Source organism: Pseudomonas atacamensis (assembly GCF_017167965.1).
GTDB classification, from domain to species: domain Bacteria; phylum Pseudomonadota; class Gammaproteobacteria; order Pseudomonadales; family Pseudomonadaceae; genus Aquipseudomonas; species Aquipseudomonas atacamensis.
Genome location: NZ_CP070503.1, coordinates 5,790,742 through 5,804,507, shown reverse-complemented (window position 1 = coordinate 5,804,507; position 13,766 = coordinate 5,790,742). Strand labels below are relative to the sequence as shown.

The 13,766-nt window shown below is 60.8% G+C and carries 11 protein-coding genes; 8 read left to right on the top strand and 3 right to left on the bottom strand.

All coding sequences use genetic code 11. The annotated features are described in order from the left end of the window. Positions 1–585 precede the first annotated feature (585 nt). Genes JWU58_RS26260 through JWU58_RS26245 form a run of 4 tightly spaced genes read left to right on the top strand, consistent with a single transcriptional unit; the run spans position 586 to position 3,539 of the window. A complete protein-coding gene (locus tag JWU58_RS26260; RefSeq protein ID WP_206421258.1) occupies positions 586–1,251 on the top strand; it encodes an amino acid ABC transporter permease in 666 nt (221 codons plus the stop codon). Next, positions 1,232–1,891, top strand: coding sequence for an amino acid ABC transporter permease (locus JWU58_RS26255; protein ID WP_206421257.1), 660 nt, complete (start codon positions 1,232–1,234; stop codon positions 1,889–1,891). Before JWU58_RS26260 ends, JWU58_RS26255 begins: the two co-directional genes overlap by 20 nt. Continuing rightward, positions 1,888–2,670 carry an amino acid ABC transporter ATP-binding protein gene (locus JWU58_RS26250; RefSeq protein WP_206421256.1) on the top strand — a complete coding sequence of 261 codons (783 nt, stop codon included), beginning with the start codon at positions 1,888–1,890 and terminating at the stop codon, positions 2,668–2,670. The genes JWU58_RS26255 and JWU58_RS26250 overlap by 4 nt, the downstream gene beginning before the upstream one ends. Then, positions 2,667–3,539, top strand: coding sequence for a transporter substrate-binding domain-containing protein (locus tag JWU58_RS26245; RefSeq protein WP_206421255.1), 873 nt, complete (start codon positions 2,667–2,669; stop codon positions 3,537–3,539). The genes JWU58_RS26250 and JWU58_RS26245 overlap by 4 nt, the downstream gene beginning before the upstream one ends. Before the next feature lie 118 nt (positions 3,540–3,657). Here the strand turns inward: JWU58_RS26245 and JWU58_RS26240 are convergent, their stop codons facing one another. Next, on the bottom strand, positions 3,658–4,818 hold the full coding sequence (locus JWU58_RS26240; RefSeq protein WP_206421254.1) for an AAA family ATPase: 1,161 nt from the start codon (positions 4,816–4,818) through the stop codon (positions 3,658–3,660). A gap of 146 nt (positions 4,819–4,964) precedes the next feature. On the opposite strand from JWU58_RS26240, the gene JWU58_RS26235 reads away from it, so the two are divergent. The 4 genes from JWU58_RS26235 to JWU58_RS26220 all read left to right on the top strand — a co-directional run bounded on the left by JWU58_RS26235 (position 4,965) and on the right by JWU58_RS26220 (position 12,530). Further along, a complete protein-coding gene (locus tag JWU58_RS26235; protein WP_024011162.1) occupies positions 4,965–6,068 on the top strand; it encodes an efflux RND transporter periplasmic adaptor subunit in 1,104 nt (367 codons plus the stop codon). After that, the gene (locus tag JWU58_RS26230; RefSeq protein ID WP_110644770.1) at positions 6,065–7,129 is read left to right on the top strand and encodes an efflux RND transporter periplasmic adaptor subunit; all 1,065 of its coding nucleotides are present in this window, start codon (positions 6,065–6,067) and stop codon (positions 7,127–7,129) included. Before JWU58_RS26235 ends, JWU58_RS26230 begins: the two co-directional genes overlap by 4 nt. Next, positions 7,126–10,188: an efflux RND transporter permease subunit gene (locus tag JWU58_RS26225; RefSeq protein ID WP_024011164.1), complete on the top strand. Its 3,063-nt coding sequence runs from the start codon at positions 7,126–7,128 to the stop codon at positions 10,186–10,188. Before JWU58_RS26230 ends, JWU58_RS26225 begins: the two co-directional genes overlap by 4 nt. Positions 10,189–10,277: 89 nt before the next feature. Then, positions 10,278–12,530, top strand: coding sequence for a glycoside hydrolase (locus JWU58_RS26220; RefSeq protein WP_206421253.1), 2,253 nt, complete (start codon positions 10,278–10,280; stop codon positions 12,528–12,530). Position 12,531: 1 nt separating this feature from the next. On the opposite strand, the gene JWU58_RS26215 is transcribed toward JWU58_RS26220, so the two are convergent. Both JWU58_RS26215 and JWU58_RS26210 read right to left on the bottom strand, forming a co-directional pair. Next, a complete protein-coding gene (locus tag JWU58_RS26215; RefSeq protein WP_016772211.1) occupies positions 12,532–13,158 on the bottom strand; it encodes a class I SAM-dependent methyltransferase in 627 nt (208 codons plus the stop codon). Between the two features lie 105 nt (positions 13,159–13,263). Then, on the bottom strand, positions 13,264–13,620 hold the full coding sequence (locus JWU58_RS26210) for a DUF6124 family protein (RefSeq protein ID WP_016772210.1): 357 nt from the start codon (positions 13,618–13,620) through the stop codon (positions 13,264–13,266). Between the last annotated feature and the right edge of the window lie 146 nt (positions 13,621–13,766).

Sequence of the window (13,766 nt, the reverse complement as noted above, 5' to 3'; positions counted from 1 at the left end):
TCTGACGCTTGAGTAAATCCGTTTCAGACGTGAAAACGCCGATGGCCAGTGATGGTCATCGGCGTTTTTGTGCGTGCGTTTCAAGCCGTTGAAAAGATCGTTCCCACGCTCTGCGTGGGAATGCCTCATCGGACGCTCCGCGTTCGGCTCTTAATGGGACGCGGAGCGTCCCGGGCTGCATTCCTTTGCTGCGCGTGGGAACGATCAAAGGCTCAGGCCACCTGCGTCTTCAACGCCCGGCGCAACGCCCTGAGCAATTTCACGATGTCCTGCGGATCCAGCCGCTGCGGCACTTTTACGTCCATTTTGTTCTTCCTTGTGGTGAATGGGCCGGAGAGTCTGGCCAAAAGCTGTGGTTCCTTGGAGGTCTTTCCTGAAAAAAAGATCCGTCCTACAGCGCAAAGAAAAATAGCCGTCTTATTCCTTCCCGGCAAACCCACAGGATAGTTTTTTGGGTGATATCAATATGCTTTAAAGGTATTTAAATTATGGTTTTTATACCTATAAAGTCAGTGCCTGCCGGACGGCCATCCGCCGTCCATGGATTGCATCATCGCCGCTTACCAAGCAGCGTCAGGACGCTTCATGACTTTCGACTACGCCTTTATCCTCAGCACTCTGCCGGCTTTTCTCAAAGCCGTCGGCGTGACTCTGCAGGTCGGTTTGATTGCGATCGCCACTTCGCTGCTGGTGGCGCTGCTCAACGCGACGATTCTGGTGTTTCGCACGCCATACCTGCAGAAAATGGTCGGCCTCTACGTAGAGCTGGCGCGCAACACGCCGTTGCTGATTCAGCTGTTCTTCGTCTACTTCGCGTTGCCGGCAGTGGGGATCCGGGTTTCCGGTTTCACTGCGGCAATCATCACCATGACTTTTCTCGGCGGCGCCTACCTCACCGAAGTGCTGCGCGCCGGCGTCGATGCGGTGCCCCAGGCACAACTGGAATCCGGGCGGTCGATTGGCCTGTCCCACGGCCAGTTGCTGCGCTATGTGATCCTGCCGCAGGCGGGGATTCTCAGCCTGCCGTCACTGTTCGCCAATTTCATTTTCCTGCTCAAGGAAACCACCGTGGTCTCGGCGGTAGCGGTGCCGGAAATCCTCTACACCACCAAGAGCTATATCGCGCTCTACTACAAAACCTACGAAATGCTCGCCGTGCTGACGCTGATCTGCGTGTTGCTGTTCTTGCCGCTGTCGCTGTTGCTCAGCCGTCTGGAAAGGAGGCTCCAGCATGGCCAGTTCGGGTCTTGAACTGCTCTGGGTGTCGTTGCCGCAACTGGCAAAAGGCGCCGGGCAAACCCTGTCGATCTCGTTTCTGAGCATCGCCATCAGCACGATCGGCGGCGTGTTCTACGGTGTGTTGCGCACGTTGAACGTCACGTGGCTGAACGTGATTCTGCGCATCTATCTGGAGCTGTTCCGGGCAATTCCGGTGCTGGTCTGGTTGTATCTGCTGTTCTTCGGTCTGCCGATTTTCTTCGGTCTGAGCCTGCCGAGCTTCTGGTGCGCGGTGCTGGTGCTGTCGCTGTGGGGCGCCAGCGAAGTTGGCGAGGTAGCGCGCGGTGCGCTGCATTCGTTGCCGCGCGGACAGCGTGAAGCGGGGCTGTCGATCGGCCTCAATGCGGCCCAACTCTATGGCTACGTGCTGCTGCCGCAAGCGCTCAAGCGCATGACGCCGCCGACCATCAATGTTTATACGCGGATCATCAAGACCAGTTCCCTGGCGGTACTGATCGGCGTCGTAGATGTGATCAAGGTCGGTCAGCAGATCATCGAGCGCACCTACGAATCGGTACTGATTTACGGTGCGCTGTTCCTGTTTTTCTTTTTCATCTGCTACCCGCTTTCGGCCGCTTCGCGCGTGCTGGAGCGGCGCTGGACGCAAGCATGAGCGCACTGATCAAGTTTCACGGGTTCAACAAATTCTATGGCGCGCAGCAGGTGCTCGACGGCATTGACCTGCAAGTGCAGAGCGGCGAAGTACTCGTCATTCTTGGTCCCAGCGGTTGCGGCAAAAGTACTTTGCTGCGGTGCCTCAATGGTCTGGAAGAGGCCCACAGCGGCAGCCTGAAATTCCTCGACCGAGAGCTGTTGGACAAGGCCACTGACTGGCGCGAAATTCGCCAGCAGATCGGCATGGTGTTCCAGAGTTATCACCTTTTCCCGCATATGAGCGTGCTCGACAATCTGCTGCTCGGCCCGCTCAAGGTGCAGAAGCGTCAGCGCCGCGAAGCGCAACAGCAGGCTGAAGCCCTGCTTGAGCGTGTTGGCCTGCTGGACAAGCGCGATGCTTTCCCGCGTCAGCTCTCCGGCGGCCAGCAGCAACGCATCGCCATTGTTCGCTCGCTGTGCATGAATCCACGGGTCATGCTCTTCGACGAAGTCACCGCCGCCCTCGACCCGGAAATGGTCAAGGAAGTGCTGCAAGTCATTCAGGGTCTGGCTCGCGAAGGCATGACCCTGCTGATCGTCACTCACGAAATGGCCTTCGCCCGCGCGGTGGCCGACCGCATCGTGTTCATGGATGCCGGGCGCATCCTCGAACAATCCCCACCCGAGATTTTCTTTACGAACCCGCAAACCGCACGCGCGCAGCAGTTTCTGGAGAAGTTCTCCTTCGTTGCCACATCGCCAGAAACGAATCCGAAAAAGGAACTGGAACTGCTATGAAAACTGCCGCTTTGTTACTGCCCCTGCTCAGCCTCGCCTTGCTTGCCGGTTGCGGTAAGACCGAAGAGCCACCAAAGCCGAAAGTCGCCAGCGAAAGCGCCGCGCCGGCCGGTTATCTGGACAAGATCAAGGCCCGCGACAAATTGATCGTTGGTGTATTTATCGACAAGCCCCCGTTCGGTTTCGTCGATGAGGCCGGGCGTTACGTCGGCTTCGACACCGACATTGGCCGGCGCTTCGCCAAAGATCTGCTCGGCGACGAAAACAAGGTCGAGTTCGTCGCCGTCGAGCCGGCCAGTCGCATTCCATTTTTGCAGAGCGACAAGGTCGACCTGATCCTCGCCAACATGACCGTCACCCCGGAACGCAAGGAAGCGGTGGAATTCACCAACCCTAACCTCAAGGTGGCCGTGCAGGCGCTGGTGCCGCAGGGCAGTTCAGTGAAAAAACTGGATGATCTGGCGACGCGCACCACGATTGTCACCACCGGCACCACCGCGGATATCTGGCTGACCAAAAACCACCCGGACTGGAAACTGCTCAAGTTCGAGAAAAACTCCGAGTCGCTGCAAGCCCTGGCCAATGGTCGTGGCGATGCTTACGCGCAGGACAATCTGGTGCTGTTCAGCTGGGCCAAGCAGAACCCGGGCTATCGCGTGCTTGAGGAAAAGCTCGGAGCCGAGGCGCCGATTGCGCCGGCAGTGAAAAAGGGCAATCTCGAGTTGCGTGATTGGGTCAACAGCGAATTGGCCAAATTGGGTGAGGAGAAGTACCTGCTCAAGCTATATGACCAATATGTGCGCAAAGAACTGAGTGATGACACCCGGCCCGAGAGTGTGATTGTTGAAGGGGGCAAGTGGCAGGGGTGATTGCCTGTTGATCGTTCCCACGCTCTGCGTGGGAATGCCTCCAGGGACGCTCCGCGTCCAGTGACGCAGAGCGTCACGGGCTGCATTCCCACGCAGAGCGTGGGAACGATCGAATGGGCTAGTCTGGCCAATGCCACGCCGGCTCATCCAGCACCCGCTGCCCGACAATCCCGGTCTGGCCCAGCGTCTTCTCCAGCACGATGCAATTGCATTCCGGGTCTTCCTGCAACGCCGAGATCAGTCGCCGTGCATGTGACACCACCCACACCTGACACTGCTCCGAAGCGCGAATGATCAGCCGCGCCAGCGCCGGCAGCAGGTCCGGGTGCAGGCTGGTTTCCGGTTCGTTGAGCACCATTAGTGTCGGCGGTCGCGGTGTCAGCAACGCCGCAACCAGCAGCAGATAGCGCAAGGTTCCGTCTGACAATTCCGCCGCCGACAATGGCCGCAACAAGCCTTCCTGATAAAACTCGATAGCGAAGCGTCCACCGGCCAACAGCGCGATTTTCAGTCGCGCGCCGGGAAACGCATCGCTGATCGCCGCTGTTAACGCCTGCGGATCGCCAATCTCGATAATCGTCTGCAAGGCCGCCGCCAGATCGCGGCCGTCGTGGTGCAGCACGGGCGTGCGAGTGCCCAGTTGCGGCTGACGCACCGGCGCGTCGGCATCGCTGCGAAAGTGATCATAAAAGCGCCAGCGGCGGATGAATTCGCGCATCTGGAATACTTCCGGCGAGCTGCGCAGATTGCCGACCTGATCGAACAGGCTGTCGAAGTTCGGCGTGTGTTGCGCCAGTACATCCCAGGCGCGACCTTCGCGGGCGCGGATCATCGGGCCGTTGCGGTCGACCAGCAGGCTCGCCGGGCGAAACACCGGGCCGGCCCAGATGCATTCCCGCTTGATCTCCGGGTCGAGGGCAAAGCATGAAGTGCTTGGCTCCGGCAGGCCCAGGCCGATGGCGTAGCTGAAATCCTCGCCGGCGAATCCCAGTCGCAAGCGCTTGGCGCCGTGGCGCACCGTCGGCTCGATGGCCACTTCACCGTTGCGCATGCGTCGACTGATGGTTTCCGGTCCGGCCCAGAACGTCGAGTCCAGCCCGCCTTCACGCGCCAGCGCATTGACCACGCCGCCCTGGGCGGTTTCCGCCAGCAGGCGCAAGGCGCGGTAGAGGTTGGACTTGCCGCTGCCGTTGGGCCCGGTAATCAGGTTCAGGCGCCCGAGCGGAATCACCAATTTGTTGATTGAGCGGTAATTGGCCACCGCCAGGGTGTTGAGCATGAAATCCTTCTCCGGGTCACTGCGATACGCGGGCAGCATACCTTTAATGAGATAAATCTGGTGTTGGCGCCCGCAACCGTGGAACCCTGTTCTAAGCTCTGAAGTCGTATCGTCTCGACAGCAGCATTTAAGGCCAAGGAGTGTGCATGGCGGGTCCCGGATTGAAAGTGCTGATGGCCGTGAGCGCCATGGCGTTGCTCACCGCATGCGGCGACAAGAAACCTGCTCAGGAATACTTGCCACGGGTCTTTGTGCAAGAGGTCGAACCGGCCAACTACGCCGCCGCGGTGACCCTCACCGGTGATGTGCAGGCGCGGGTGCAGACCCAGTTGTCATTCCGCGTCGGCGGCAAGATCATCCAGCGCATGGTCGATGTCGGCGACCGCGTCACGGCCAAGCAGGTGCTGGCCAAACTCGATCCGAAAGATCTGCAGACCAACGTCGATTCCGCTCAGGCCCAGGTCGTCGCCGAACAGGCCCGCGTGAAGCAAGCGGCAGCCGCTTTCGTGCGTCAGCAAAAACTCCTGCCCAAGGGCTACACCAGCCAGAGCGAATACGATTCGGCACAAGCCGCGCTGCGCAGCAGCCAGAGCGCATTGAGCGCGGCGCAGGCGCAACTGGCCAACGCCAAGGACCAGCTCAGCTACACCGCACTGATCGCCGATGCACCCGGGGTGATCACCGAGCGCCAGGCCGAAGTCGGCCAGGTAGTGCAGGCCACCGCGCCGATTTTCAGCCTCGCCCGCGATGGCGACCGCGACGCGGTGTTCAATGTCTACGAATCGCTGCTGGCCGAGCGTCCGTCCGATCGCTCGATCGTGGTCAGCCTGCTCGACAACCCCGAGATCAAAACCACCGGCACCGTGCGTGAGATCACGCCGTCGGTGTCGGCGCAATCGGGCACCGTGCAGGTCAAGGTCAGCCTCGACAAGCTGCCGCCGGGCATGCAGCTCGGTTCAGTAGTGAGCGCCACCGCCAAAGGCACCGGTAAATCGGCGGTGGAACTGCCCTGGTCGGCGCTGACGAAAAACATCAGCGACCCGGCGGTATGGCTGGTCGATGACAAGGGTGAAGCGCAACTGCACACGGTCACGGTCGGCCGTTACCTGACCGGCAAAGTGATCATCAGCGAAGGCCTCAAGGGCGGTGAGAAAGTCATTGTCGCCGGCGGCCAGTTGCTGCACCCCGGCATGAAAGTCGAGATTGCCGAAAACACCTACAAGGATCTGCAACCGGGAGCGCAGCCATGAAGCGCCTCGGCCTGTTGTGCATGGCGTTGCTGCTGGGCGCCTGCTCGGAAAAGGAAACCCCGCCGGAACCGGTACGTCCGGTGCTGTCGGTCACGGTCAAAGCGCTCAACGAAGAAAGCCTCGGACGCTTTGCCGGGAGCATTCAGGCGCGTTACGAGAGCAACACCGGTTTCCGCGTCGGTGGACGCATCGCCAGTCGCAACGTCGATGTCGGCGCCGAGGTGCAGAAGGGCACCTTGCTCGCCACCCTTGATCCGTCCGATCAGCAGAACCAGTTGCGCTCGGCCCAGGGCGATCTGGCGCGGATCCAGGCGCAGCTGATCAACGCCCAGGCCAACGCACGTCGTCAGCAAGCGCTGTTTGATCGCGGCGTCGGTGCGCAGGCGCAACTGGACGTCGCCAACACCGATCTGAAAACCACTCAGGCCTCGCTTGATCAGGCGCGCGCGGCGGTCAGCCAGAGCAAGGATCAACTGAGCTACACCGAGCTGCGCTCCGATCACAAAGCCGTGGTCACCGCGTGGAACGCCGAAGCCGGGCAAGTGGTGACCGCTGGGCAACAAGTGGTGACGCTGGCGCAACCGGACATCAAGGAAGCGGTGATCGATCTGCCCGATACGCTGGTCGATCAGTTGCCCAGCGACGTGGTGTTCTCGGTGGCTGCGCAACTCGACCCGAGCATCAACACCACGGCGATCATTCGCGAGATCGAACCCCAGGCGCAAAGCGCCACACGCACCCGCCGCGCGCGCCTGACCCTGTCGGATACGCCGGACGGTTTCCGCCTCGGCACCGCGATCAGCGTGACCCTCAGCTCGGCGATCAAGCCGCGCATCGAGCTGCCGCTGACGGCGTTGCAGGAAGCCGACGGTAAAACCCGCATCTGGGTGATCGACACGCAGAACAAAACCGTCAACCCGCGCGACGTCAGCGTAGTCAGCCGTGGCGACAACAGTGTGGTGCTGGCCGGTGGCGTGCAGAATGGCGAGCGCGTGGTCAGCGCCGGCGTCAACAGTCTCAAACCCGGACAATCGGTAAAACTTGACGAGGACAGTCAATGAAAGGCTCTTTCAACCTCTCCGAATGGGCCCTCAAGCACCAGTCTTTCGTGTGGTACCTGATGTTCGTCGGGCTGCTGATGGGGGTGTTCTCGTACTTCAATCTCGGCCGCGAAGAAGACCCGTCCTTCACCATCAAGACCATGGTGATCCAGACCAAATGGCCCGGCGCGACCCAGGAAGAAACCCTCAAGCAGGTCACCGACCGCATCGAGAAAAAACTCGAAGAGCTCGATTCTCTCGACTATGTGAAAAGCTACACCCGCCCCGGCGAATCGACGGTGTACGTGTACCTGCGCGACACCACCAGCGCTGAGGACATTCCGCAAATCTGGTACCAAGTGCGCAAGAAGATCGACGATATTCGCGGCCAGTTTCCCCAGGGCATTCAGGGGCCGGGGTTCAACGATGAGTTCGGTGACGTGTACGGCTCGGTCTACGCCTTCACCGCCGATGGCCTGACCATGCGCCAGTTGCGCGATTACGTGGAACAGGCGCGCGCAGAAATACGCAGCGTGCCGGGGCTGGGCAAGATCGAAATGGTCGGCCAGCAGGACGAAACGATTTACCTGAACTTCTCCACGCGCAAACTCGCCGCACTGGGTATCGACCAGCGCCAAGTGGTGCAGAGCCTGCAATCGCAGAACGCAGTGACTCCGGCCGGGGTGATCGAGGCGGGGCCGGAGCGGATCTCCGTGCGCACCTCGGGCCAGTTCGAGTCGGAGAAGGATCTGGCCGAGGTCAATCTCAAACTCAACGATCGCTTCTATCGTCTGGCCGACATCGCCGAGATCAGCCGTGGCTACGTCGATCCGGCGACACCGGAATTCCGCTTCGACGGCAAACCGGCGATCGGCCTGGCGATTGCCATGCAGAAGGGCGGCAACGTTCAGGAATTCGGTAAAGCGCTGCATGAGCGCATCGACCAGCTCACCGCTGACTTGCCGGTGGGCGTCGGCGTGCACACCGTTTCCGACCAGGCGGTGGTGGTGGAAGAGGCCGTTGGCGGTTTCACCAGCGCGCTGTTCGAAGCAGTCATCATCGTGCTGGTGGTGAGTTTCATCAGCCTCGGCGTGCGCGCCGGTCTGGTGGTGGCCTGCTCGATTCCGCTGGTGCTGGCCATGGTCTTCGTGTTCATGGAATACAGCGGCATCACTATGCAGCGGATTTCCCTCGGCGCGCTGATCATCGCCCTCGGTCTGCTGGTGGACGATGCGATGATCACCGTGGAGATGATGGTCACGCGCCTGGAAATGGGCGAGAGCAAGGAGCAGGCGGCGACGTTCGCCTACACCTCGACCGCATTCCCGATGCTCACCGGTACGCTGGTGACTGTCGCCGGTTTCGTGCCCATCGGCCTCAACGCCAGTTCGGCGGGTGAATATACCTTCACACTGTTCGCGGTGATCGCGGTGGCGATGATCGTCTCGTGGGTGGTCGCGGTGTTCTTCGCACCAGTGATCGGCGTGCACATCCTCAGCGACAAGGTGAAAGCCCACGATGCCGAGCCGGGTCGTGTTGGCCGGGCGTTCAACGGTGGTCTGTTGTGGGCCATGCGAAATCGTTGGTGGGCGATCGGCGTCACCGTGCTGTTGTTCGTGCTGGCGGTGTTCTGCATGCGTTTCGTGCAGAACCAGTTCTTCCCCGCTTCGGATCGTCCGGAAATTCTGGTCGACCTGAACCTGCCGCAAAACGCCTCGATCGACGAAACCCGCAAAGCGGTGGACAAGCTCGAAGCGACGCTCAAGGGCGACCCGGACATCGTGCGCTGGAGCACTTACATCGGTCAGGGCGCGATCCGTTTCTACCTGCCCCTTGATCAGCAATTGCAGAACCCGTACTACGCGCAACTGGTGATCGTCAGCAAGGACTTCGAAGCCCGCGAGGCACTCAGCCAGCGCCTGCGCGAACGGTTGCACAAAGACTTCGTCGGCATCGGCAGCTACGTGCAGGCTCTGGAAATGGGCCCGCCGGTGGGGCGTCCGATTCAGTATCGAGTCAGCGGCAAAGATGTCGATCAGGTGCGCAAACATGCCATCGACCTGGCCACTGAACTGGACAAGAACCCGCACATCGGCGAGATCATCTACGACTGGAACGAGCCGGGCAAAGTCCTGCGCATCGACATCGCCCAGGACAAGGCGCGGCAACTCGGGCTGTCGTCCGAAGATGTGGCCAACCTGATGAACAGCATTGTCAGTGGCTCGCCGTTGACCCAGGTCGATGACGACATCTACCTGATCAACGTGGTCGGTCGCGCGGTGGATTCCGAACGCGGCACGCCGGAGACCCTGCAGAACCTGCAGATCGTCACGCCGAGCGGCACCTCGATTCCGCTGCTGGCGTTCGCCACCGTGCGCTATGAACTGGAACAGCCGCTGGTGTGGCGTCGCGATCGCTTGCCGACCATCACCATCAAGGCCTCGGTGCGCGACGAGATTCAGCCGACCGATCTGGTGAAATTGCTCAAGCCGTCGATCGACGCTTTTGCCTCGAAGCTGCCGGTCGGCTACAAGGTCGCCACCGGCGGTACGGTCGAGGAAAGCGGCAAGGCCCAGGGGCCGATTGCCAAGGTGCTGCCGCTGATGCTGTTCCTCATGGCGACGTTCCTGATGATCCAGTTGCACAGCGTGCAGAAGATGTTCCTGGTCGCCAGTGTCGCGCCGCTGGGGTTGATCGGCGTGGTCCTGGCGTTGGTGCCGACGGGCACGCCGATGGGCTTCGTGGCGATCCTCGGGATTCTCGCGCTGATCGGCATCATCATCCGCAACTCGGTGATTCTGGTGACGCAGATCGATGAGTTCGAGCAGAAAGGCTATGCGCCATGGGACGCAGTCGTGGAAGCCACCGAACACCGACGCCGGCCGATCCTGCTGACCGCAGCGGCAGCGAGCATGGGCATGATCCCGATCGCCCGCGAAGTGTTCTGGGGGCCGATGGCTTACGCGATGATTGGCGGCATCGTCGTGGCGACGCTGCTGACGCTGTTGTTTCTGCCGGCGCTGTATGTCGCCTGGTACAAAATTCGCGAGCCGCAAAAGGATGAAAAGCCGGCGCAGTGAGCTAGCCCCTGCGATCTTTGGGAAAGGTCTGACTTACAGGGTGAGCTGACTGCGCTAACGTCCCTTCTTCATTCGAAGAGGGACGTGCCATGTCGACTGTTTCCGGCTGGTTACGCGGATGGTTGCTGCTCGCTGGCTTGAGCCTGTCGCCGGAAGTACTGGCCGAAGTGCTGCTGGAAAACCAGCTTTGGCGGGTGCAAGTCGATCCTGCGACGCTGGCGGTGCGCGTTGAAGCCGCCGGCGCTGCGCCGGTGCAGGCCTCGGCCGGTATGCTGCGGCACAAGGTCAGCGACATGGTCAGGCGCGGCAATCGCATCGATTGGCAATGGGACGATGGGCGCTGGTTGCTCAGTGTTGACCTGAATCAGCGTGACCTGACGTTTTCGATTACGGCTAGCTCGCCCTCGCAGATCGAGTTTATTCATCAGCCCGCTAGTGCAATGGGCCAGGCGCTGATCTGGCCGCTTGCCGAAGGGCGCTACGTGCCGCGCGGTGACCGGGTCTGGCAGAAGTTCCTGCTCGCGCAGGGCGCGCTCGATACCACCCAGGACTTGAGCCTGCCGCTTTGGGGGATGAAGTACGAGAATTTCAGCCTGCACTGGCTGCTGACCAATCCTTACAACAACCAACTGCGCTTCAAGACCAATGGTGATGCACTGGGGCTGTCGGCCCGGCATCGATTCACATCGCTTGAACCCTCAAAACCGCTGACCTTCAGCCTGTTTCTCGGCGATGTCGATCCCTTGGCCGGGGCCAAGCGCTACAAGCAGTGGCTCATTGAAAGCGATCAATATGAAACCTTGGCGAACAAGCTGATCAAGACCCCGCAAGCCGCCAAGCTGATCGGTGCCGCGCATGTCTATCTATGGGGCAACGACCTGCTCGGCCCTGACGATGTGGGCAACTGGCCGCTGCTGATTGCCCGGTTGCGCGGCTCGGGTGTGCTGGTCAGTGAACTTCGGGCAGCGATGGATCCTGAAGCGCTGCGGTTGCTCGCCAGCGAGACCGTACTCAATCGCTATCAACAGACTGTGATGCTGCGCAGTCTCAATCGCGCGCTGAACGTTCAGGCGCGCAAAACCTGGCAGGCGCGTGCGGTGCCGGACATGCAGGCGCTGGTCAAAGGGTACGCTGAGGTGCGCGAGCAGCTGGCCGTTGTTCTGAAGGATACGTTGGCGCCTGATCCTGCGCGCTGGGGGCGCACCTTGTCGCGGCGAACCATTGAACGATTGCAGGGCGCAGGACTTTCGCGTTTATGGCTTGGGCTCGGCGAGGGCTGGGAAGGTGGACTCTGGCACCCGGAGACGGTGCGCGCCGCCGTCTCTGCGGGATATCTGATTGCCCCCTATGACTCCTACGAAACTGCGTTGCGCGAGGACGAAAATCCGGACTGGGCCACCGCGCACCTCGGCGATCGGGCCAATACCGAGTGCGCGATCGTGGAGGAAAACGGTGCGCTGAAAAGCGGGTTTCAGCAGTCCGGTCACTATACCGATCCGCGATGTGTGCGACCGTTGCTTGAGCGGCGCATCGATGCAATCCAGAAGGTTGCCGGGTTCAACAGCTGGTTTCTCGATGCCTATGCCGCTGGGATGCTCTTTGACAGTTATCGTCCCGGCGCACCGATGACCCAGGCGCAGAATGCCGCGGGCAACGTCGGAGCATCGCGCTGGATCAGCGAAGTGTTGCAGCTGCCGAGCGGCTCCGAGGATGGCAATGCGGCCACCGCTCAAGGGGTTTTGTTCGCACATGGCATGCAGACGCCAGTGATCGGTTGGGGCGATCGCGACATGCATCAGCCGGGCACAGCGGACTTTTTCGTCGGCCAATGGTACCCACCGGAGCAGCCAGCGGTGTTCTTCAAACCGACCCGGTTGAAGGCTGACTACCGACGCGTTCATTTCGCCCCCGTCAGCCGTTTACCGTTGTATCAGGCGGTGTTCCACGGCTCTGTCATCACCAGTCATCACTGGTTGTTCGATAACCTGAAACTGAGCGACGTGCGGGTGGAAAACGAGCTCACGCAGTTGCTCTACAACGTACCGCCGCTGTACCACCTGAGTGCGGCCAGCCTTGATCAGCGCTTGCCGTTGATCGTGCGTCAGGATCGATTATTTCGTCCGCTGCACGAACGTCTGGCGACGCAAGCGCTGACCGCTTTTGACTGGTTGAGCGAGGATCGCCTGGTCCAGCAGACGACGTTTGCCGACGGCACGCGACTGCTGGCCAATTTCGACGCCGCTCCACGCAACTGGCAGGGCCGGACGTTACCGGGACACAGCATGACTGCACTGTTAGCGGACGGCAGCGACAGCCAGTATCAGGTACAAGCGGCGCCCTGATTCAGACTTTGCGCCACACGCTCGCCAGCCACGGCTGCTGTTCGCGCGGCAAGCCCGCAGGCCGGTAATAATGCTCCAGCTCGACAAAACCCGCCGCCGTCAGCAACCCGCGCCAGGCCTCGAGATCGTGATACGAGCCATAGCGCGGCCCGTTCCAGCCCTCTTGGTTGTCGCCACGCGGATTGGAACTGAACAGCGCGCCACCCGGTTTCAAGGTGCCGTGCAGTTGCCGTAGCACTTGCGGCAACACCTGCAACGGCACATGAAACAGCACGGCATTGGCGAAGATGCCGTCGAAGCGCTCGGCCGGCAGATCAAGCTTGAGAAAGTCCTGCTGCCAGACTTCGCAACCGCTGTCCTGGCGGGCCATGCGCGCGAATTCCTGTGAGCCATCAAGGCCGATCGCGACGTGGCCCATGCGCGTGAAGGTTTGCAAATCCCGGCCCGGACCGCAGCCGAAATCGAGAATCGAGAAGGGTGCTTCACCGTGAATGTGGCGCAGCAAGGCCTCGATGTTCTGGCTGACATCGTGGTCGCGAGTGCCTTCGCGGAAATCCTCAGCCACCGAGTTGTAGTGACCGAGGGTAGTGGCGGTGATCTGTTCGAGGTCGCTGGGCGTTTGCTTCATGATCGATGCTGTATTGGCGGTGTGAGGGCGGACTATAAGCTTTTTCACCGGCAAAAAAACGCCGCCTGCGCTGGGGCCAGTGCAGGCGGCAATGGGTGCCAGGCTTCAGTGCTGCTTGGCTCCCAGACAATCGATCGAGCGGTCCATCATCGCCTTGGCCATTTCCAGCAGATGCCAGACCGAGAACACCATGGCCCGATCCGCGCCCCCGAGCTGGTCACCGCATTGATGGACGGTCACCGAAGCGCAGCGCAGCAGATCGGCAACATACAGTTGGGCGTCCTCCAGCGTCACATCTTCGCTGATGCTGTAGACGCGTTTCTGTCCAGCCAACGTGACCTGATTGCCGGCCAGATGTGAGTCGACGGCGCGGCACAGTGCAGAGCGATCCTTGAGCAAATCCTCGGTGAACCGCTTGCTTGAGGTAAGGCTGAGTGGCGGATCGGCAAGTTTCTTTTCCATGGGTAAACTCCTGACTTCAAGTGGGAGCCAACCATTTCGCGACTAAACGAGCAGGACGGCGGCTGCACGCGGATCAGTTGCCGGCCGGACAACTGAATCCAGTCACCGCAAAACAGTGACGACCGGAGATTAGCTACAGGATATTT